The organism is Vibrio sp. Y42_MX_L11 (assembly GCF_024181785.1).
Taxonomy (GTDB): Bacteria; Pseudomonadota; Gammaproteobacteria; order Enterobacterales; family Vibrionaceae; genus Vibrio; species Vibrio diabolicus.
In genome coordinates, this window is record NZ_JAMZAP010000009.1 from 33,420 (window position 1) to 54,788 (window position 21,369).

A 21,369-nucleotide genomic window follows, 5' to 3' on the forward strand; every position below is an offset into this window, starting at 1 on the left:
GCATGGGGTTATTAAATTCGCCAGTCATCATCCTTGCGACCAACGCTCTTAGTCTAGCCGAGTATCATTACTCAGCTAGCTTCGATTCGATATATTGTAGTGCCTTTTCTACTACTTCGTCGATAGTCATCGACGTAGAATCTAGCACAAGCGCATCCTCAGCAGGGCGTAGTGGCGCCACTGGGCGGTTACGATCTCGGTCGTCACGCTCTTGGATCTCGCTTAAAAGGTCAGCAAATTTAACATCTAACCCTTTCTCTTGCAACTGTTTAAGGCGTCGATTTGCACGCTCTTCTGCGCTCGCATCAAGGAAGATTTTCGCTTGTGCACTTGGGAATACAATTGTGCCCATATCACGACCATCAGCCACTAGGCCCGGAGCGGCCTCAAATGCACGCTGACGACGTAATAATGCTTCACGAACACGTGGCAGAGCCGCAACTTTAGATGCTGCCATACCCGTTTCTTCTTTGCGAAGCTCCCCTGACACATCTTCGCCTTCTAGAACGACCTTAACTAAGTCACCCTCTGCGATAAATTGAACGTCTAGGTGTGTTGCCAGTGGGACAAGTGCGTCTTCTGACTCTGTGTCGACACCGTGGTGAATCGCAGCGAGTGCAAGTACACGATAAATTGCGCCAGAATCTAAGAGTTGGAAACCCAACTTTTTCGCCAGCAACATACATAAAGTGCCTTTACCTGCACCACTAGGTCCATCTACGGTTACAACCGGAGTTTGAGAGGACATGTTCTTCTCCACCTATAGTTTCTTTTCAGCAATTTGCTCGGTTTTCGAGGCGCGCATTATACGGGTAATCGCCCTTTGGAGCGAGGAAAAATGTCGTGTAAAGCATTACACCTAATGCGCAATTGGATTCATCAATAAACATAAGGTTCAACAAAAACGGCGAGAGCTTCCACCCTCGCCGTTTCAAATGTCATGATCTTAGGTTCGATTAAACAATCGGTTTTTGACCACGCTCAGCTAACTTTAAGATCACACTGTCAGCAACTTTGCCCGCGACACCTGCTAGCTTGTCTGCCAGTTTTTTCTTCTGCACATAATGCACAGAAAGTACGGTTTTATCTTTGCATGCCGCAACAACGATATCATCAGATGTACTAATATCATCCACCAAACCAAGCTCTTTCGCTTGTGTACCGAACCAGTGCTCACCTGTAGCTACTTTGTCTAGGTCCAAACTAGGACGACGCTCGCGAATAAAGTCTTTAAACAAGACATGTGTTTCTTCAAGCTCTTGCTTAAACTTATCGCGCGCTTTATCGGTATTCTCACCAAACATCGTTAGCGTGCGTTTATATTCACCCGCGGTTAGTTGTTCGTACTCAATGTCATGTTTCTTCAACAGTTTGTTGAAGTTAGGAATTTGTGCGATAACGCCAATAGAACCCACAATTGCAAATGGTGCAGAAACAATCTTATCTGCTACACATGCCATCATGTAACCGCCACTTGCCGCAACTTTGTCAACAGAGATAGTCAGAGGAAGACCCGCTGCTTTGATTCGGTCCAGTTGAGAAGAGGCAAGGCCGTAGCCATGAACCATACCACCGCCAGATTCTAAACGAAGTAATACTTCATCACCTTCACGTGCGACAGCCAAAATAGCAGTGATCTCTTCACGTAGAGACGCGACTTCTTTTGCATCTATGCTACCGTTAAAATCAAGAACAAATAGGTGTGGTTCACGCTTGCTATCTAATGAACCGTCTTTGCTCGCTTGTTTGATTTCTTTCTCGCGAGATTTGTTCTTCTCTTTTTCTTCTTTTTTGACGGCTTTATCTCGAGCCTTGATGAAAGCATCGTCATGCAAATGATGTTCTAACTGCTCAACAGATTGTTTGTGTTGCTCTGAAAGGTTGGTAATCTCTAACTCCCCTTTCGCCGCACCCGATTTGCCACCAGCCGATTTTGCAATAATGAGCAGAACAATTATCGCAGCAACCACCGTGATAATTTTGGCCAGAAACAGACCATAATCTAATAAAAATTCCAACGAGAGCTCCTTTATCTCATTTCAGATGACGTTAGTATGTTACGCAGAAACATCAGCGAGAAGGCAGCGCGGTTTGTAACCACTTGTTCTGATTGATAGCATACCTAACGAAAGTTCTGGAATTGGTATAACACATGAATTGGTGTATTGTAACCATCTTGTCACGATTACCAAGATTTTCCATTGAGAAACAGGCGTTTTTTAGCGTCAATTAACTATCATGGACCCTCTTACAATAATAAGGATTTATCGCCGTGAACTACTCCGTTTCAGCTGATGCTCTAAAAGGTAAAGTCATTCTTGTTACTGGCGCTGGTAATGGCATCGGCCGTCAAGCCGCGCTTTCTTATGCCGAGCACGGTGCAACTGTTATTCTTTTGGGTAGAAATGTGCAAAACCTTGAATCTATCTATGATGAGATTGAAGCAGCTGGCTACCCACAAGCTGCTATCATTCCTCTGGATCTCAAGGGCGCAACTAAGCAAAATTACATTGATATGGCAGAGACAATCGAAGGACAGTTTGGTCGTTTGGATGGCCTATTACACAACGCAGGTGTCTTGAGTTCGCTGTGTCCATTTGATCAAATCAAAGAGGAAGACTTCGACGATATCATGCAGATCAACGTGAAAGCAGAAGTGTTAATGACTCAAGCACTACTGCCTGTGATGCGTAAATCAGAAGCTGGGCGTATTATCTTTACCTCTTCGACCGTCGGCCACTCTGGTCGCGCTTTCTGGGGGCCATACGCTATCTCTAAATTTGCCGTAGAAGGCATGATGCAAGTTTTGGCTGACGAGCTGAGTGATACACCGATCCGCGTTAATGCAATTAACCCTGGTGCCACTCGTACTCGCATGCGTGAAAAAGCATATCCGGGTGAAGATGCGAATACTCTCAAAACGCCATTGGATATCATGCCGCTATATTTGCACTTAATGGATCCAGCGGTTACCGATGTGAATGGTCAGTGCATCGACGCTCAACCGAAGCGTAAATAACGAATTCAGGTTACCTCACATAATCGATTGAAAAGGCAGCAAACGCTGCCTTTTTTCATTTCTCTCTTCATAAAAATCTTGCGACTTTCTGCCATAGAAATATACTGTACATATATACAGGTATTTATTATGCACGATATTATTCAGCACTTAAAAAGCCAGCACCTTGTTTGGCAAGCAAATTTAACGAAAACAGATCCTCAGCAGTTGCAGACTAGTTCCGGTTTTTCTGAATTAGATGATTTGCTCGGCGGAGGCTTTCCACCTCATGGCGTGGTGGAGATGGAATCTATTGGTAGTATTGGTGAATTGCGTTTGCTCGCTCCCTATTTAAAAGCCACTCAGACCAATGGTGTGACCGCATTTATTCAACCACCTGCGTTAGTGAATTCTCTGTTTTTGCACTACATAGGGTTGGATATAAACCAAGTGTGGGTTGTTACTCCAACTCACCCCAAAGATGCTCTTTGGGCTGCAGAGCAATGTCTGAAAAGTGGGGTATGCAGTAATGTTTTGTTATGGCAAGAAGAGCTTGAAATACATCAAGTGAAACGCTTACAGGTAGCGAGTGAACAAGGTACTTGCCCTCTCTTTATGCTTAAAACAGATACTATCAACCGCTTGTCTTTGCCTGTGTCACTCAGTTTAAAACTGAAAGGCGACGAGCAAGGGATTAATGTTGAAGTGCTGAAAAGGAAAGGAGGCTGGAATAGAGGTAGCGTTAGTATCGGCTTCCAACACCATTACCCGCAACTGGTGAAACCATCATCTAAAACTCTGCACTCGACTGTGGTCAATTTCCCACTGGCGAACCAAGGTTAGTGATATGGCTTTGTGGATTTACTTGCACTTCCCTCGCCTACAGCTAGACGCACTCTTTGGTGATAACCAAAATCACCCCGTGGTGATTGTAGAAAGCCAACGTTGTCAGATCATTCAATACAACGGCATTGCCGAGCAACAAGGTATTAAGCCTGGTATGGGCTTAGGCAGTGCTGCGTCCTTGTGTCGAGATTTACAAGTGCATCCTTATCATCCACAAACCGAATTAAATAAATTACAAGAGGTAGCTCAGTGGTTGTATTTGATCACATCTGACGTTGTGTTGATGCCAAACCAAGGTATTTTGCTACGTGCCACACCGATGCTCACCCTATATGAAGGGTTAGACAATTACTGGAATAAAGTCAGTGCTCACTTAACTAAACTGCAGTTAAGCTTTCAATTTGGTTGTGGTTTTTCACCTCTGTCAGCCAAGTTAATGGCATTGGCAGGAGCAAATGTTCTTAGTGACGACAAATCTCTTATCGAACAAATGTTATTCCCATTACCTCTGCCTCTAACCGATTTATCGAGCTCTATGGTTGAAAAGCTGCACCGCGTAGGCGTTACTTCCTTAAAAGGGTTACTTGAACTGCCGTTGCAAGACATCGCTCGACGCTTTGATATCGATTTGGTGAACTACGTTGGTCGACTGACTGGGCAGTTTAAGCATCCTGTCGACTTTTATCACCCGACCGAATCCTTCCAAGTTTATTTAGAACTGCTGTTTGAGTTCGAAAACGTTCAGTGGATTGAAAAGCCGCTGGCCAAGTTACTTCGTCAACTCGAAACCTTTCTTAAATTAAGAGATAAGGTCGCTTTTGAGCTGTGTTTAACACTCCACCAGCGTGAGAAACAAGAGCAACACCTTCAACTCACTTCTGCGCAAGGTGATTACCTATGTCAGCGTTGGCAGCAGTTAGCGAGTTTAAGCTTAGAGTCACTCTCGCTCAATGGCCCAGTCACAGGGCTAACGTTAAAAGTCGTCCGTCAAGGTGAGCCTCTTAGTGCATCACGCGATCTCTTTGCTGGGCAAAAAGGGAACATGAATGCTTTAGAACTGCTCTCTTTACTGCAAGCTAAATTGGGGAAAAGTGCTGTGTTAAAACCCAACATCGCTTGTGATCCTAGACCAGAAAAGGCCAGTCAATATCGCCCTGCTGATGCTCCAGATGAAAAGGAGCACGCCATACCATCCATACTACGCCCCGCAATGCAATTGCCCACTCCCATTGCATTGCAAGAGCAAGTCTCTTTGGTCCACGGACCTGAGCGAATCGTTTCTGGATGGTGGGATGGTGATGAGATCATGCGTGATTACTACATTGCACACACCAAGCAAGGCCGCTGGTTATGGATATTTCGCGATCAGCACAAGCACTGGTTTCTTCATGGCTATTTTTGTTAAATCGACAGTAATTTTTGTTGGGTCATTATGAGTTACGCGGAACTATTTTGTCAGTCTAACTTCTCTTTTTTGACTGGGGCTTCTCATGCAGAAGAACTGGTACTCCAAGCTGCTTTCTATCGCTACCAAGCTCTAGCCATAACGGATGAATGTTCGGTCGCGGGCGTTGTCAAAGCCCATGCGACCATCGAACAACATAAACTCGATATCAAACAAATCGTTGGAAGTATGTTTTGGTTAAATGATGAATGCCAAATCGTACTGCTTTGCCCTTGTCGCAAGGCTTATGCCGAGTTGTGTCGTATCATCACAAACGCAAGAAGACGAAGTGGAAAAGGCAACTATCAACTGTTCGAATGGGATTTGATGTCGATTCGACATTGCTTGATATTGTGGCTGCCCACACATCAAGAGAGTGACCACTATTGGGGACGCTGGCTCAATCAACACCACGCTAATCGCTTGTGGGTAGCGATTCAGCGCCATTTGAGTAACAACGATACTGAGTACATTGCGCACTGCGAGCAGTTAGCACATGAATTTCAATTACCTATAACTGCCTGCGGAGGCGTTCTCATGCATGATGTTGAACGCTTGCCATTACAGCATGTACTTACCGCTATAAAGCATGGGTGTAGCGTCGATAAACTCGGTTTTGATCGTATTTCGAATACAGAACGAGCGCTTCGTCCTTTTAAAAAACTGGTTCGGATTTACAAACCAGAATGGCTGGAAGAAAGTACTTACATCGCCGATTTATGCGAGTTTAAGCTCTCCGATTTAAAATACGAATATCCTACCGAGCTGATCCCAGATGGTTATACACCCGACTCTTACTTACGTATGTTAGTCGAGCGTGGTAAAAAGCTGCGTTTTCCTGAAGGCGTGCCAGCAGAAGTCAATCAAACCATCGAGAATGAACTTGCGCTTATTCAAGAGCTGAAATACCACTACTACTTCCTTACCATCCATGACATCGTAATGTTCGCGAAACAACAAGGCATTCTTTACCAAGGTCGAGGTTCCGCCGCAAACTCTGTGGTGTGCTATTGCCTGGAAATTACCGCCGTCGACCCTCGACAAATCGCAGTCTTATTCGAACGATTTATCAGTAAAGAACGTAAGGAACCGCCGGATATTGATGTGGACTTTGAACACGAGCGCCGTGAAGAGGTTATCCAATATATTTACAAAAAATATGGCCGTGAGCGTGCAGCACTTGCTGCAACAGTGATCAGCTATCGCTTTAAAAGTGCCGTGCGTGAAGTCGGTAAAGCGCTAGGGATTGAAGAGACCCAATTAGATTTTTTCATTAAGAACGTTAATCGCCGAGATCGCAGCCAAGGCTGGCAAGCTCAAATTATTGAACTTGGCTTACAACCAGAATCTCTCAAAGGGCAGCAGTTTATCCAATTGGTCAACGAGATAATTGGCTTCCCACGCCACTTATCTCAGCACGTGGGTGGTTTTGTAATTTCATCTGGCCCTTTATATGAGTTAGTACCTGTTGAAAATGCCTCGATGGAAGATCGCACTATCATTCAATGGGACAAAGACGATTTAGAAAGCTTGAAGCTATTAAAAGTCGATGTACTCGCACTCGGCATGTTAAACGCCATCAGAAAGTGCTTTCAACTGGTCGAGAAACACCACCAGCGCTCCCTCTCGATTTCCGAGATCACTCGCCGACAAGATGATCCACACGTGTACCGCATGATCCAAAAAGCTGACACGATAGGCGTATTCCAAATTGAATCTCGTGCACAAATGAGCATGCTCCCTCGCTTAAAGCCCGCTTGTTATTACGATTTAGTGATTCAAATTGCGATTGTTCGTCCAGGCCCTATTCAGGGTGATATGGTGCATCCTTTTTTAAAACGGCGTGATCACAAAGAGCCTGTCAGTTATCCATCGGAAGAAGTAAAAAGCGTTCTTGAGCGGACTATGGGCGTCCCAATTTTCCAAGAGCAAGTAATCAAGTTAGCCATGGTAGCAGCTGGGTTTAGCGGCGGCGAGGCCGATCAACTCCGTCGAGCGATGGCATCATGGAAAAAGAATGGCGATCTCGCTAAATTCAGGCCAAAACTGATCAATGGTATGCAAGAGAGAGGTTATGACTTAGCGTTTGCTGAGCGCATTTTCGATCAGATTTGCGGCTTTGGTGAGTATGGCTTCCCTGAAAGCCATTCAGCGTCTTTCGCAGTGCTGGCATATTGTTCTGCATGGTTAAAATATTATTACCCAGCAGAATTTTACACTGCACTGTTGAACAGCCAACCAATGGGGTTTTATAGCCCATCGCAATTAGTACAAGATGCCCGCCGACATGGCGTCGAAGTATTGCCGGTGTGTGTCAATCACTCAAAATATCAGCATCATCTCGTCTCACGTCCGAATGGCAGGCTGGGCGTGCAACTTGGTTTTCGCTTGGTGAAAGGCTTTAACGCAGAAAGTGCGCAAAGGCTTATTGAGCGCAAACCACTTAATGGTTACCGCTCGATTCAAGAAGTAAAGCAGATATTAAGAAGCCGAAGTGACATTGAATTACTGGCTTCAGCCAATGCATTTCAGATCCTATCGGGGAATCGTTATAACGCACGCTGGGCAGCAATGGATTCCTTATCTGACCTACCATTGTTTCACAAGGTCGAAGAACCCGGTGTTAGCTACCAAACTCAGCCCTCTGAATATGAAAATTTAATTGAGGATTACGCGAGCACAGGACTATCTCTTAGCCGCCACCCGATTAAATTATTAGAAGAAACGGGCAAACTCCCTCATTTTACCCGCATGAGGCAATTGGCAGAGAAACCGCATAGGTCATTGGTCACAGTGGTAGGCGTGGTAACGGGAAGACAATCTCCAGGCACCGCCGCTGGCGTGACATTTTTTACGTTAGAAGATGACACTAGCAACATTAATGTGGTCGTTTGGCAAGCGACAGCACGAGCCCAAAAGCAAGCGTATTTAGGCGCTAAAGTATTAATGGTGAAAGGCATTCTTGAAAGAGAGGGAGAAGTCACGCACGTTATTGCTGGCAAGTTGATTGATTGCACGCACTATTTGAATAATTTACAAAGTAAATCTCGCGACTTTCATTAGTACAGAGATATTAATAAGCGAGGCATTAAAAATCAGAGGGAGAGATGCTCCCCCTCTGATTTCACTATATCTAATCATGCACTTTTAGAAAGCATCTGGCGTAACCGGTCTTGAGCAACTTCAACCAACAGATCTGGTTGGAATTTAGAGAGAAAACGATCACAACCTACTTTTTGTACCATGGCTTCATTAAAGCTGCCGCTCAGAGAGGTGTTCAACGTAATAAACAACTTAGACATACGTGGATCTTGGCGCACTTCATGAGTCAGTTTATAACCGTCCATTTCAGGCATTTCAGCATCCGTAATCATCATCAACAGCTCTTTTTCTACGTCTTTCCCTTCATCACACCAGCGTTTTAAAACTGTTAGCGCTTCTAGTCCGTCACGGCACTCGATGATATTCATACCCAATTGAGAAAGCGTATCGCGAACTTGATTACGAGCTGTAGATGAATCATCCACAATCAGAACATTACGCCCGACCATTGCTTGGGCAAGTTCTTGATCCAGAATGTCCGCTGAAATCGTGACATCGTAATGCACGATCTCTGCTAAAACTTTTTCTACGTCAATAATTTCGACAATTTGAGAGGCATCCCCCTCTTTGATTTGCGTGATCGCCGTGAGGTAATTCGAGCGACCAGACGTGGAAGGAGGCGGCTGAATTTCAGTCCATGCTGTATTAATAATATTCTTGACCGGACCGACTAAGAAGCCCTGCACCGTGCGGTTGTACTCTGTCACGATCAAATTTTCTTCTTCCGCTTCACCACGCAAAGCTGGGAAACCTATCGCGCCACGCAAATCAATCACTGGCACTGCTTCACCTCGTAAAGAAGCGACCCCACGAATGTTGTAGTGTGAGCCAGGAAGCTTGGTTAACGGTGGCAGCTTGATGACCTCTTTCACTTTGAACACATTAATCGCAAACAATTGGCGACTATTTAAAGTGAACAGCAAAAGCTCTAGTCGGTTTTCACCAACCAAGTTCGTACGCTGGTCAACCGTATTTAACACTCCGGACATACTACTACCTAAATTATGGATAATTCTTATTTTTACTCAAAATCAATACAGACACATCAAGGTTCTAAGCCCAAATAACCTTAAGATATTTGTTTTTCAAGCATGGCTTGAAAGTACAACGGTTTCAGCGCATTACTTCCCTTCTATTTGTATCAGACACAAAGTCACTCTACACATTGAAAGCCATTTGGGTTTATTTACTTGAGCTTTTTAGGAAATTACATGAATGGCGCAGATATAGCAATGCAGCACAACTCAAATTCACCTTCTAGTAATAGGCGATCAAAAAGGGTGAGCTGTTAAGCCTCACCCTAAATCATCTAAAAATGTATAGGCTCGACACCTAAGCACTTCATCATGTTTGAAGCAATTAGCCTTCCACAACCTTCATCAATAACTGACCATCGTACAACGCTTGCTTGATCAGCGCGGCACCAGGCATTGTTGCTTGCTTATAGAAACGAGATTCCACCAGCTCAAGATCTTGGTGATAAACCGGTAAACTCTGCTCTTCGATACAGCGACGCACCGCAGGATAAAGTACATCTTTTGCTTGGTTAATCACACCACCGATCAAGATCTTCTCAGGGTTAAATAAGTTGATCACAATAGCAATTGCGGAACCTAAGTAGCGTCCAAGCTTTTCAATCACATCAACTGCCAACGGATCACCGTTCGCTGCCGCTTCACAAATGCTCTCAATACTCATTTCTTCTTGTTCAGCAAGAATAGAGTCTTCGCCATCAGCAACTCGTCTTACGACTTCTTCACGAATGGCTTGAGAACTGGCAACGGTTTCCAAACAACCAATGTTGCCACAATGACAACGTTTTCCATTTGGATCGATTTGAATATGCCCAAGCTCACCAATGTTGCCGTGACGACCTTGCAAAACGCGCCCATCCAGAATGATGCCGGCACCTAAACCATGGTGAATAGAGATAAGAACGGAGTTGTCATTATCTTGAGAATGGCCGAAAAGCTTTTCTGCTAATGCCCAAGCTCGCGTGTCATTGGCAATGAAAACTGGCAAGCCCGTTGCTTTGTATATCTCTGGTCCAAGAGCAAGATTTTCGACATTGTAATGAGGCATTTGCAGCACGACACCTTGCTCTGAATTCACAAGGCCAGGCAGCGTAATTGCAATACTGGTAACACGGTCAAGTTGATACGCGTAAGTTTGGAAGAATTCATCAATTTCGTAGAGCAGACGCTCAAGCACATCGTCTTGGTCACGTTCGTGTATCTCGATTTTAGTATCGATCAACACATCGCCACCTAGCTCATGCAGAGCAATAGTTAAATAACCTCGCCCCAAACGCATTGACAGAAATTGCCACCCTTCGTTGTTGACCTGCAAACCGACGGCAGGTCGACCACGACTCGTCGCTTCTTGTACTGTGGTTTCATGAATCAAGTGCGCTTCAATTAATTCTCGAGTGATTTTGGTGATACTGGCAGGAGCAAGCTCACTCTGCTTGGACAAATCAATTCGAGAAATAGGACCTTTTAGGTCAATTAGTTTATATACACGACCAGCATTGACCTGTTTGATATGATCAATATGGCCCGGTTGAGCCATGTACATCTTGCACTCCGAAATTCTATAACGAGACAATTTTTTTACTTTGCGAACTAATTGTGAAGTGAATTAATAAATCCCCGTGACAAGCATCACGTATAAACCTGTTTGTTTGTGTATTCAATCAAATAACGAAGAATCTACTCCTGTTAAATTGTTTGAAAAATAACTTATTTTTATTCACTAAATTATGAAGCAACTCCTGTTACAACAGCGCATTCTCTTCAATAGAGGCTGAAGCCTATGGAATATCTGTCTGTTTTACCGGGATTACTCTTAATGTAAACATTCTGTGCATATACTTATACTCAAGCAGCTTTAAGGTGTGGGCTCAGCAACGAGGCAGACCTTGAGAGCGATTGAGAAAAGTAAGGATAGAGTTCAAGTTACCTTTACACATACATTCATCGGAGAATCTATGACTTCCAAACTAAGACGAACAAAAATTGTCACCACGCTTGGTCCTTCAACGGATAAGGACAATGTACTTGAGGAGATCATCAAAGCCGGTGCAAACGTTGTCCGTATGAATTTCTCACATGGAACCAGTGAAGACCACATTCAACGCGCCAAAAAAGTCCGTACTATTGCGGCAAAACTTGGGCGTCAGGTTGCAATTCTTGGTGACTTGCAAGGCCCTAAAATCCGCGTATCGACCTTTAAAGACGGCCAAGTCATGTTAAATGTGGGCGATAAATTCACATTAGACAGTGATTTACCAAAAGGTGAAGGCAACCAAGAGTCTGTAGGGCTAGATTATAAAGAACTGCCGCAAGATGTGTCACCAAACGACATTCTGTTACTCGATGATGGACGCGTTCAACTGCAAGTCACCAGCGTCGAAGGCAATAAAGTTCATACCCGTGTGATTGTTGGTGGCCCACTATCTAATAATAAAGGTATCAACAAAAAAGGCGGCGGATTGTCAGCCGATGCGCTCACAGAGAAAGATAAAGCCGACATTCTTACCGCCGCAGAAATTCAAGTGGACTACCTTGCTATTTCGTTCCCGCGTAACGGCGAAGACATGCATTACGCTCGACGCCTAGCCAGAGATGCAGGCCTCGAAGCCATGTTGGTGGCTAAAGTCGAACGAGCAGAAACCGTCGCGACTAATGAGTCTATTGACGATATTATTCTCGCATCCGATGTGGTGATGGTTGCGCGTGGCGATCTGGGTGTAGAAATCGGCGATCCTGAACTTATTGGCGTCCAGAAAAAACTGATTCGCCGCGCACGCAGTTTAAACCGCATCGTAATTACTGCGACACAAATGATGGAGTCCATGATTACTAGCCCGATGCCGACGCGTGCTGAAGTGATGGACGTGGCCAATGCGGTTCTAGACGGCACTGACGCCGTGATGCTGTCTGGAGAGACCGCAGCAGGTAAATACCCTGTAGAAACGGTCAAATCCATGGCCGAGGTATGTGTGGGCGCAGAAAAGATGTCTGAGGCAAGCCTATCCACTTATCGCTTAGATCGCACCTTCGAAACCGCTGAAGAAACCATCGCAATGGCAACCATGTACTCTGCGAATCACATGGAAGGAATTAAAGCGATGATCTCGTTAACAGAGTCCGGCAGGACTGCGTTGATGATGTCTCGCTTAAGCTCTGGCTTACCAATATTTGCCTTATCACGTAATGAATCAACGCTCAATCGAGCTGCACTATACCGAGGCGTGACACCGGTATATTTCGAGTCAAAAAGTGATGCAGGTTTACCGACAGCTCAAGCTGCGATTGCCAGCCTTAAAGAACAAGGGTTCTTGCACAAGGGTGATTTAGTCATGATCACTCAAGGCGATGTAATGGATGTCGTTGGTTCAACCAACTGCATGAGAATTCTGCAAGCATAACCTTTATACCTAACCCTATTAACCACAGAGATTAGGTACGCACACGAATGAGGCTCCGTGTTTGGAGCCTCGTTTATTTACACTTCACTTTGTATTTAGCGTATGTCGTTAATACAAAAGGTTATGCACTCTCTCTGCCATCAATTTCAATATTCAGTTGGTCATAGAGTTGAACCAGATTAAACCCCGCCTGAAGTCCGAGTTGATAATCATGCTCTAGTGATTCTTGGTCACTTAACAAAGAAGAAGAACGAAGCCCCTCTTTAGGCGCGATTTGTAAAATGAAAGTGTCGTCAGGTGGAGCAGATATAAAGGCCTGAGTGAGCTCAAATGTTTGATAGTGAATCATCAGCATGTCGGCTAAACCTGAGTCAAAATTCTCACCGATTAAATGGCTTAAACGATACAAATTATCAGCACCGAACAACCAACGGCCTCCATTTAGTAGCATTTTTCCGGCAAGCTTCGATTGATGGGCGGCATTAATTTTTTGTTGGAAGAACGAAGCCCAATCCAACTTCCATCGATTCACTTTTTGCTGCCATGATTGCTGCACCGAATTGATAGACTCTCGATACCACTCGACAGGCACATCCCCTACTTCACTTTGCGCTCTCGCTTCAATCTCCGAGAACGGTTCTGTTCGGATGACAATAATGTTGCGAGCATTCTGACGCCACGCTTCTTGAACAGGGATAGAAGCCGACACACCACCATCAACAAACTTATTGCCATTAACGTCGACAGGTCCGTGGTACAACTTAGGAATCGCGCATGTTGCTAACATGGTGTTAAACCACGTTTCACCTAGGATTGGTAAATATTGATCCGATAGCGTCTCCACATTTGTTACCGCTGCAAACGCACCTCGCCCTCCTAGTGCACTGCGGCCTAAATCAAGATCAAGCTTGTAAGGGAAATCTTGAATCCGCTCTAACGCCCACTCTAAACCCAAGTACTGCTGCTTTCGAATATAACGAAACAGATTAAAAAACTCAGGAGACGTTGTCAGTTCGGTAATAAAAGCTTTGCCCATACCGTGTTGACGACATAAGTAAGAGCATAAATTAAGTGCCCCAGCAGAGGTACCGTAGAATTCATCGAAAGGATCAAAGTTGGAAAGTAAAAATGCGTCTAATACGCCAGCGGTAAAAATCCCTCTCTGCCCTCCACCTTGCGTGACTAAAGCAGTTTTTCCATGCCTGAAATGCTCATAAACTTTGACATCAAGCTCAGTGTGGCTTTCTGTGATTATACCGCTGTTACGTATCATAGGCTCACGCCATTTTGTTAAAACGTTTGGTAAAAGTAGTTATCTTAAGCCGTTGTAATCGCAATGATACCAAACGACAAAAGTACTGCAAAAACAGTCACCACGATGATTAATGCGGATTTTAGATCGTGTTCCATAAACACCTCCTTAATATGTAACAAATTAATAACACCAGTGTGAAATATGTTCAAGATTTGCTTAATTTAGTCGCGCAATTTTGACTAACCCATCACAATTAGCTTAGTCATAATAAGGAGATAGGACATGAACCAAAAACTCAGCTGGCTGGTAGGAAGCATACTGCTCAGCACCGCGGTAAGTGCACAAGCCAATATTATCGTTACTCCATTCATAGGCTATACAGGTGGCGGTCAAGTAGAAGACGAAGGTGGCAATACATACGACCTCGATCCCGCAGTGAACTACGCAATTTCAATCGAGACGCCTTTTGAGAAAGGAAGAATTGGATTATTTTACTCCAACCAATCAACAGAACTTGAAAAGTTATCAAATTCGGCAGATATCCATTACCTGCAATTTCAAAGCAGCATGTACTACCCTGTTGCAGAAAACTGGCAAACCTATATTGGTGTTGGCTTGGGAGCCTCTTACGCAGATGTTGATTGGGTAGACAAAAAATACGGATTTTCGGCTAGCGCTTTTGCAGGGCTGGAATATGAGTTTTCAAAGAACTTTGCGTTGACAGCCCAATTGAGATGGTTAGGAACGGTCGTTGATAACGATACCTCTGGAGCCTGCACCCTACCTAATGACGGCTCAAACTGCATCATTAAGTTCGATACCGATTGGATGAACCAATTCCAATCAAATATTGGTTTTAGTTTCCGTTTCTAATTTTTTGTACACTTCACTTCGTAGGGCTCGCCACAAAGAGTGCTGGGCGAGCCCTACACAAAGCAGATAGAGAATATCATCTAAACATCATCGCTTAGAAAAGTAACGAAGCATTCTCTAGCGGGGTGCGCAAAAGATAGCCGTACGCCCTAGTCCATCAAAATAGTTTTAAACACCAAGTCGATTATTGGATTCTAGTCATTTGTTCCATACAACCTACCAATCCCCCACACAAAACCATAATCAAACTCAAATTTAACAAGATTAAAACCAGACAACGCACCTGAGTTAACATTTAGATTCTATTGCGCTAAGTATTATTAGAAGTTAGTCTGATTAGTGAAAACAGATAAATATTTCAGTTTTATCAAACACACATCAAAACTTTAAGATTAATAATCTACTTTCTCTCACAGTAACCAGAATATAGCTCTAGAAAATTATAATAAGCTAGAATTAAGGATAGAAAAGCTGATGGATAACAGCGGTCCTTTCTTCCAACGGTTTGCGCAAATATTACTGTGTTACGGAGAGAGCTTCATTCCTCAGGGAGTCGTATAGGAGTCAAATATGAAGCGAGAACAATGGGGATCCCGAGCGGGATTCATCTTAGCAGCAGTCGGGTCTGCTATCGGTTTGGGAAACATTTGGCGTTTTCCATACATGGCCTATGAAAACGGTGGCGGCGCATTTTTTATTCCTTACATTTTCGCCATGATCACGGCCGGTATTCCATTTATGATCCTTGAGTTCAGTATGGGACAAAAGTACCGAGGCTCAGCACCAAAAACGCTAGCGAAAATTCATTCTAAATTTGAATGGCTTGGCTGGTTCCAAGTTGGTGTTGCAGCAGTTATCGCCGTTTACTATGTTGCAGTTATCGGTTGGTCAATTTCTTACTTTGGGTTGTCGTTCACTCAAGGTTGGGGAGCCGATACAAACGCATTTTTCTTTAGTGAGTACCTAAAGTTAGGTGACAACTCACCAACAGACTTAGGCAGTATTCAATGGAAGATTGCCTTATCTATGGTGATTGCTTGGGCCATTACTTATACCGCCATTGCCAAAGGCGTGAAATCAGGGATTGAGCGCGCATCTAAAATCATGATGCCAATACTATTTTTGATGGTGATTTTTTTAATCGGACGTATGGTTTTCTTGCCAGGAGCTTTGGATGGCGTTAACTACATGTTTGAACCCGATTTCAGCAAAATTTGGGATGTGAGAGTATGGGCAGCTGCGTACGGTCAGATCTTCTTTACCCTAAGCATCGGCTTCGCGATCATGCTGGCTTACTCTAGCTATCTGCCAGAAAAATCAGACATCACGAATAACGCGTTTATGACCGTGTTGATCAACTGTGGCTTCTCCATCCTAGCTGGTATTATGATCTTCTCTGTCTTGGGTTACATGGCTCAAGAACAAGGTAAACCGCTAACAGAAGTGGTATCTGCAGGCGTTGGCCTTGCTTTTGTTACTTTACCTGCGGCAATTAACTTATTACCCGCACCATATATTCTTGGTCCTCTGTTCTTCTTTGCACTGGTGGTTGCTGGTCTAAGTTCGCACATTTCTATCATGGAAGCCGTAACCTCCGCCATCATCGATAAGCTAAAGTGGAGCCGAAAAAAAGCTGCAAACGTTGTAATTGGAACTGGTTTTGTGGTTTCTATGGCATTCGCAACAAATGGCGGTCTATTGCTGCTAGACCTAGTAGACCACTTCGCAAACAACGTTGGCATTATGGTAGGCGGCTTGGTTGAGATTGTATTGATGGCGTGGCTATTGAAACGCGTGCCTGAAGTGCGTAATTACGTAAATGAGCGCTCTGATTTCTCTATTGGTCAATGGTTTGAGATCTGTTTACGCTTCGTAACACCGATTATGCTCGCCATTATCTTAGCGACTAAGCTTTATGCTTTATTTACTGAAGGCTACGGTGGTTATGATCTAACTGTAGGCTGGGCACTTATCGTCGCACTATTTATCTTTGGTCTAGTGATTAACGCAGTGAATCGCAAGGAGACAGCGAAATGACAATCAGCGCAATTATTATGATGGTTATTGGTTTAGGTATCACTTGGGGCGGCGCTGCCGTTTGTATCAAGCGAGCCATGGATAAACAATAGCAGTATTGCATTCCAAACAAAAAACGCCGGTATTTACCGGCGTTTTTTTATGTTTCTTTTATTCTAGAAACTGTATTTGATGCCAACGGCACCACCAAGTTGTAAGTCAGCACCTTTGTAAAGATCTAGCTCTGGGTGTATTTGACCATAAAGATCCCAGCCGCGTGATAAATCCCAGTTCACACCGAGAGGTACACGCACGCCAAACTCATCATCCCATTCATACCAACCACCAACGCCAACATACCAGGTCACAGGCATGTTTTGATCGAATGTTCCACGTTTAGCGATGTAATCAAACGCCATACCATCGTTACCGATAATGCCGCGATACTTATTATCTAACTCAACAACAACACTCAACTGTTGATCGACAGCCATACCAACAGACAAGTTCGTTGGCTCATTTGCCGCCATTGCGGTACTAGAAACTAGTCCTGCTAATAAAATTAATTTGCTCTTCATACACGTTATCAATTATTAAAAAAACATCATGCGCTATTCAAACATAGTGGTGCTTCAATATGTCAACGATGAGTAAGCGCGATGTATGAAAAGACTGGCAAAAGTAAAGATGAGTTTAGGATCACACTCAGAAAGCACTTTTAGCAATGAGAGAGGAACTAAAAAAGGAGGCCGAAGCCTCCTTTTATTCATTGTTATGAATGACGGTGATTAGCCGTGGTTACGGATCCACTCATCCATTTCAGTTTTTAGGTTGTCAGACTTAGTACCGAAGATAGCCTGTACACCACCTGCAACAACTACAACACCAGCAGCGCCAAGTTGTTTCAGTTTGTCTTGGTCAACAGCTGCTGTATCTGCAACCGCGACACGTAGGCGAGTGATACATGCGTCTAGACCAGTAATGTTAGCTTTACCACCGAACGCTGCAACCAGTTCACCACCCATGTCAGAGCCAGAAGTTGCTGCCGCACTTTCTGTTTCATCTTCACGACCAGGAGTTTTTAGGTCAAGTGCTGTGATTACGCCACGGAACACTACGTAGTAAATCACTGCGTATACTAGACCAACAGCAATCATTAGACCCATCTTCTGAGCGTTACCAGATAGAACTAGGAAGTCGATCAGACCGTGAGAGAAAGAAGTACCGTGTACAAAGCCTAGAGTGTTAGAAACAATGTATGCAGAACCAGCTAGTAGAGCGTGGATACCGTATAGTAGTGGAGCAACGAATAGGAATGAGAATTCGATAGGCTCAGTAATACCAGTTAGGAATGAAGTCAGTGCAGCTGACGCCATGATACCCATTACTTTTGCGCGGTTTTCTGGTTTAGCACAGTGAGCAATTGCGATTGCTGCAGCTGGTAGACCAAACATCTTGAACATGTAACCACCCGCTAGCTGACCGAAGCCATTACCAGCAGCACGAGATGCTTCATCAGCAACTAGGTAACAAGTTAGTACGCCGTTTTGAGCTTCACCAGCAGCGTTAACACAAGAACCTGCTTCGAAGAAGAACGGTACGTTCCATACGTGGTGTAGGCCGAATGGGATTAGAGAACGCTCTACAACACCGTAGATACCGAATGCTAGTTGTGGGTTTTGGTGCGCAGCCCAATCAGAGAATGCAGAGATTGCACCGCCAATTGGTGGCCAAATTACAGAAAGGATAACACCAAGGATGATCGCTGCAAAACCAGTGATGATAGGCACTGCACGCTTACCAGCGAAGAAGCCAAGATACTCTGGAAGTTGAATTTTGAAGAAACGGTTGAATGCCCAAGCAGCCACACCACCGACAAGGATACCACCTAGTACACCTGTATCGATTTTCTCAACACCCATAACACCCGCCATTACACCTAGCGTTGCCGTCATGATGCCGTAACCAACGATTGCTGCAAGACCAGCAACACCGTCGTTATTAGTGAAGCCTAGAGCTACACCTACTGCAAATAGAAGTGCCATTTGGCCGAATACTGAACCACCAGCTTGTTCCATAAGATTAGAAACGATCTCTGGAATAAAGCTTAGATGGGCAGCACCCACACCTAATAAAATACCTGCAACTGGTAAAACTGATACTGGAAGCATCAGCGCCTTACCAACTTTTTGCAGGTTAGCAAAAAGGTTCTTAAACATGTTTATGCTCCTGATAAATTTATAAGTATTATTTGGGCACTAACGGCACACCCCCGTAGCCTAAAGGTTAGCACCCAATGAAAATGTAACCACAACTGCATTATATTTTCCGGCTCTAAATATATATTGATGACCCTCAAACTTTCCACACAGTTACGAAATTTAGTTTCAAAACAAGTCTTGGATCACACCCAAAAACAGCTGATGAAAAGGTTTGCATTGCAGCTATATTACTGTTTTATAAAGAGTTTATTATTTATATAATTAATTTTAAGGCGTAAATAAAATACGCCCCAATGTTATTTTTAGTAACAAAATTACATTTGTGATTTTTGAATGTTATTAAATCAACATTTTTAGTAAACATTAAACTCATGAGTATATCTGTTGTTTTTATCAACAAAAAAGGAGCATACGCTCCTTTTTTATGCTCTTATTGATTTTTCATCGCAAAAAAAGATTTCGGAAATTTTCGGTGGTTTTTTGTGCCACTTCAGAAAGAGAGCACGATTTGAGTTGCGCAATATAAGAAGCCACCTCGACAACATAAGCAGGTTGATTCTCTTTACCTCGGTGAGGGACTGGAGCCAAGTAAGGAGAATCTGTCTCAATGAGAAGCTTTTCTAGAGGTAGAGTCTTCACCACTTCTTTCAACTCTGTAGCTTGACGGAAAGTGACAATCCCCGAGATAGAAATATAAAACCCCAGCTCAAGTGCAGCTTCAGCAAATGGAAGATCTTCTGTAAAACAGTGGATAACACCACCACATTTCTCCGCCCCACCCTTACGCAAAATATCTAGAGTATCCGCACGTGCGTTTCTGGTATGGATAATTAAAGGTTTGTTAAGCTCCACCGCAAGATCAACGTGTTGCTCAAAACGCTCTTTCTGTAACGCTGCCGTTTCTGGCTTATAATGATAATCCAAGCCTGTTTCACCAATGGCAACGACTTTTTCATTCGATGCGTGGTGACGTAGCACGTCCATCGAAAAGTCGCTTTCAACATCAAGTGGGTGTACACCGCACGAAGCATAAACATTCTCATAAGGCTCAATCATTTCCATCATTTTAGGGAAAGAATCCAGCGTAACTCCCACAGAAAGCAGCTCGGTTACCTTTGCTTGTTTAGCTTTGTTAATAACGTCTTCCACATTGATGTGGAGATCGTCGTAATTCAATTTGTCTAAATGACAATGAGAATCTACGAACATAATGCCTCTCGTGATTCAATTAACCAGTTCATTGATAGTAGCTCAAGGTTTAGACCAGGAAAGGCTTGCACCTGAGCTTTGAGGTCCATCAGCGCCTTCGCTGATGAGTACAAACCGTTGTAGTTGTTCGGCTGAAACTTTATAGCGCCAGGAAGCATTTGTGCTTCTGATACACCAAACTGCGCTTTCTGAGCGTCTGTCAGTAAATACCACGCCCAGTCTAGTGATTGCTCCGAGTGTTTAGCCATTAAAGAAGCACACTCAGAAATGTCTGAGGCAGGAGAAGACATCGCCTTAATAAAAGTGCGCTCAAAAGCCAAGTAAGCATCGAGATCGCCATTATTTAACGCATCCAATGTTTTTATAGGAGAGCCCATATTCAGTTTTAAGGCGTAAGCAGGAACTTGCTGCGCCCCTTGTTCGCGCATCCATTGCATCGCTTGTTCCGTTGACGGCGGCGCAACAACCCAGTGTTGGCAACGGCTACGAATCGTTGGAAGCAGGCGCTCCTGATTGTGGGTAACGAGCAAAAACAAGCACTTTGCCCCAGGCTCTTCTAGCGTTTTTAATAATGCATTCGATGCCGATTCATTCATAGAGTCCGCAGGCTCTATAACAAATAGGCGATAACCATTAAGCTGTGATGATTCCTGTGCAAGACGGTTGCAAGCTCGAACTTGGTCCACCGTTATCGCTTTTCCTTCTTTTTCTGGTTTGATCCAGTGTAAATCTGGGTGGTTGTGTGATTGATTTAATTGACAGCTATGACAAAAACCGCACGCTTCACTGGCGTAATTTTGGCAAAGAAGTGCTTGGCTAAAAAACTCGATAAGCTTTTCGATGCCTAAGCCTTGCTCGCTTTGCAATAAAAGCGCACCTGGTATTCTGTCCGACTCTAGCCCTACTTTGAGGTTATCCCATACTGGCTGCAACCATGGATAATCATTTAACATGAGTCACCTAAATTTAAGT

At 44.0% G+C, this 21,369-nt stretch carries 18 protein-coding genes; 8 read left to right on the plus strand and 10 right to left on the minus strand.

Annotated features, from left to right (window positions below):
- Nucleotides 1-67 precede the first annotated feature (67 nt).
- On the minus strand, nt 68-748 hold the full coding sequence (cmk, locus tag NL643_RS11065; protein WP_005397113.1) for a (d)CMP kinase: 681 nt from the start codon (nt 746-748) through the stop codon (nt 68-70).
- Nucleotides 749-956: 208 nt separating this feature from the next.
- Nucleotides 957-2,018, minus strand: a complete 1,062-nt coding sequence (sohB, locus tag NL643_RS11070; RefSeq protein WP_005385819.1) for a protease SohB — start codon at nt 2,016-2,018, stop codon at nt 957-959.
- A gap of 254 nt (nt 2,019-2,272) precedes the next feature.
- On the opposite strand from sohB, the gene NL643_RS11075 reads away from it, so the two are divergent.
- The 4 genes from NL643_RS11075 to NL643_RS11090 all read left to right on the plus strand — a co-directional run bounded on the left by NL643_RS11075 (nt 2,273) and on the right by NL643_RS11090 (nt 8,351).
- Complete coding sequence (locus NL643_RS11075; protein ID WP_046874431.1) at nt 2,273-3,019, plus strand: YciK family oxidoreductase; 747 nt, start codon at nt 2,273-2,275, stop codon at nt 3,017-3,019.
- A 129-nt stretch (nt 3,020-3,148) separates the two neighbouring features.
- Nucleotides 3,149-3,841, plus strand: a complete 693-nt coding sequence (gene imuA / locus NL643_RS11080) for a translesion DNA synthesis-associated protein ImuA (protein ID WP_253644406.1) — start codon at nt 3,149-3,151, stop codon at nt 3,839-3,841.
- Nucleotides 3,842-3,845: 4 nt separating this feature from the next.
- Entirely contained in the window at nt 3,846-5,249 is a 1,404-nt protein-coding gene (locus NL643_RS11085; RefSeq protein ID WP_253644407.1) for a DNA polymerase Y family protein, read from the plus strand.
- Nucleotides 5,250-5,276: 27 nt separating this feature from the next.
- Complete coding sequence (locus tag NL643_RS11090; protein WP_253644408.1) at nt 5,277-8,351, plus strand: error-prone DNA polymerase; 3,075 nt, start codon at nt 5,277-5,279, stop codon at nt 8,349-8,351.
- A gap of 74 nt (nt 8,352-8,425) precedes the next feature.
- Here the strand turns inward: NL643_RS11090 and NL643_RS11095 are convergent, their stop codons facing one another.
- Together NL643_RS11095 and NL643_RS11100 are read right to left on the minus strand one after the other, a co-directional pair.
- The gene (locus NL643_RS11095) at nt 8,426-9,379 is read right to left on the minus strand and encodes a chemotaxis protein CheV (RefSeq protein ID WP_253644409.1); all 954 of its coding nucleotides are present in this window, start codon (nt 9,377-9,379) and stop codon (nt 8,426-8,428) included.
- Between the two features lie 370 nt (nt 9,380-9,749).
- The gene (locus NL643_RS11100) at nt 9,750-10,967 is read right to left on the minus strand and encodes an ROK family protein (RefSeq protein ID WP_253644410.1); all 1,218 of its coding nucleotides are present in this window, start codon (nt 10,965-10,967) and stop codon (nt 9,750-9,752) included.
- Nucleotides 10,968-11,379: 412 nt separating this feature from the next.
- Here NL643_RS11100 and pyk point away from each other — a divergent pair, with 412 nt between their 5' ends.
- Entirely contained in the window at nt 11,380-12,822 is a 1,443-nt protein-coding gene (gene pyk, locus NL643_RS11105) for a pyruvate kinase (protein ID WP_005398214.1), read from the plus strand.
- Between the two features lie 121 nt (nt 12,823-12,943).
- Here the strand turns inward: pyk and NL643_RS11110 are convergent, their stop codons facing one another.
- Nucleotides 12,944-14,095: a patatin family protein gene (locus NL643_RS11110; RefSeq protein WP_048625754.1), complete on the minus strand. Its 1,152-nt coding sequence runs from the start codon at nt 14,093-14,095 to the stop codon at nt 12,944-12,946.
- A 44-nt stretch (nt 14,096-14,139) separates the two neighbouring features.
- A complete protein-coding gene (locus NL643_RS11115; protein WP_005372970.1) occupies nt 14,140-14,232 on the minus strand; it encodes a YnhF family membrane protein in 93 nt (30 codons plus the stop codon).
- Between the two features lie 127 nt (nt 14,233-14,359).
- Here NL643_RS11115 and NL643_RS11120 point away from each other — a divergent pair, with 127 nt between their 5' ends.
- From NL643_RS11120 to NL643_RS11130, 3 genes are all read left to right on the plus strand, one after another.
- Entirely contained in the window at nt 14,360-14,950 is a 591-nt protein-coding gene (locus NL643_RS11120; protein WP_104974994.1) for an outer membrane beta-barrel protein, read from the plus strand.
- Between the two features lie 570 nt (nt 14,951-15,520).
- Nucleotides 15,521-16,987 carry a sodium-dependent transporter gene (locus NL643_RS11125; RefSeq protein WP_253644411.1) on the plus strand — a complete coding sequence of 489 codons (1,467 nt, stop codon included), beginning with the start codon at nt 15,521-15,523 and terminating at the stop codon, nt 16,985-16,987.
- Nucleotides 16,984-17,079: a MetS family NSS transporter small subunit gene (locus NL643_RS11130; RefSeq protein ID WP_005372963.1), complete on the plus strand. Its 96-nt coding sequence runs from the start codon at nt 16,984-16,986 to the stop codon at nt 17,077-17,079. The genes NL643_RS11125 and NL643_RS11130 overlap by 4 nt, the downstream gene beginning before the upstream one ends.
- 63 nt (nt 17,080-17,142) lie before the next feature.
- Here the strand turns inward: NL643_RS11130 and NL643_RS11135 are convergent, their stop codons facing one another.
- From NL643_RS11135 to NL643_RS11150, 4 genes are all read right to left on the minus strand, one after another.
- Nucleotides 17,143-17,544 carry a hypothetical protein gene (locus tag NL643_RS11135; RefSeq protein WP_005396996.1) on the minus strand — a complete coding sequence of 134 codons (402 nt, stop codon included), beginning with the start codon at nt 17,542-17,544 and terminating at the stop codon, nt 17,143-17,145.
- 210 nt (nt 17,545-17,754) lie between these two features.
- Entirely contained in the window at nt 17,755-19,185 is a 1,431-nt protein-coding gene (ptsG, locus tag NL643_RS11140) for a PTS glucose transporter subunit IIBC (protein ID WP_006743155.1), read from the minus strand.
- 444 nt (nt 19,186-19,629) lie between these two features.
- On the minus strand, nt 19,630-20,397 hold the full coding sequence (locus NL643_RS11145) for a TatD family hydrolase (RefSeq protein WP_005396993.1): 768 nt from the start codon (nt 20,395-20,397) through the stop codon (nt 19,630-19,632).
- Nucleotides 20,388-21,350, minus strand: a complete 963-nt coding sequence (locus tag NL643_RS11150) for a DNA polymerase III subunit delta' (RefSeq protein WP_104969633.1) — start codon at nt 21,348-21,350, stop codon at nt 20,388-20,390. Before NL643_RS11150 ends, NL643_RS11145 begins: the two co-directional genes overlap by 10 nt.
- Between the last annotated feature and the right edge of the window lie 19 nt (nt 21,351-21,369).

Bases quoted from the DNA above. Each gene is read 5' to 3' on its own strand.
- cmk (WP_005397113.1), bottom strand. From the start codon at position 748: ATGTCCTCTCAAACTCCGGTTGTAACCGTAGATGGACCTAGTGGTGCA.
- imuA (WP_253644406.1), top strand. From the start codon at position 3,149: ATGCACGATATTATTCAGCACTTAAAAAGCCAGCACCTTGTTTGGCAA.
- NL643_RS11085 (WP_253644407.1), top strand. From the start codon at position 3,846: ATGGCTTTGTGGATTTACTTGCACTTCCCTCGCCTACAGCTAGACGCA.
- NL643_RS11090 (WP_253644408.1), top strand. From the start codon at position 5,277: ATGAGTTACGCGGAACTATTTTGTCAGTCTAACTTCTCTTTTTTGACT.
- NL643_RS11095 (WP_253644409.1), bottom strand. From the start codon at position 9,379: ATGTCCGGAGTGTTAAATACGGTTGACCAGCGTACGAACTTGGTTGGT.
- NL643_RS11100 (WP_253644410.1), bottom strand. From the start codon at position 10,967: ATGTACATGGCTCAACCGGGCCATATTGATCATATCAAACAGGTCAAT.
- pyk (WP_005398214.1), top strand. From the start codon at position 11,380: ATGACTTCCAAACTAAGACGAACAAAAATTGTCACCACGCTTGGTCCT.
- NL643_RS11110 (WP_048625754.1), bottom strand. From the start codon at position 14,095: ATGATACGTAACAGCGGTATAATCACAGAAAGCCACACTGAGCTTGAT.
- NL643_RS11115 (WP_005372970.1), bottom strand. From the start codon at position 14,232: ATGGAACACGATCTAAAATCCGCATTAATCATCGTGGTGACTGTTTTT.
- NL643_RS11120 (WP_104974994.1), top strand. From the start codon at position 14,360: ATGAACCAAAAACTCAGCTGGCTGGTAGGAAGCATACTGCTCAGCACC.
- NL643_RS11125 (WP_253644411.1), top strand. From the start codon at position 15,521: ATGAAGCGAGAACAATGGGGATCCCGAGCGGGATTCATCTTAGCAGCA.
- NL643_RS11130 (WP_005372963.1), top strand. From the start codon at position 16,984: ATGACAATCAGCGCAATTATTATGATGGTTATTGGTTTAGGTATCACT.
- NL643_RS11135 (WP_005396996.1), bottom strand. From the start codon at position 17,544: ATGAAGAGCAAATTAATTTTATTAGCAGGACTAGTTTCTAGTACCGCA.
- ptsG (WP_006743155.1), bottom strand. From the start codon at position 19,185: ATGTTTAAGAACCTTTTTGCTAACCTGCAAAAAGTTGGTAAGGCGCTG.
- NL643_RS11145 (WP_005396993.1), bottom strand. From the start codon at position 20,397: ATGTTCGTAGATTCTCATTGTCATTTAGACAAATTGAATTACGACGAT.
- NL643_RS11150 (WP_104969633.1), bottom strand. From the start codon at position 21,350: ATGTTAAATGATTATCCATGGTTGCAGCCAGTATGGGATAACCTCAAA.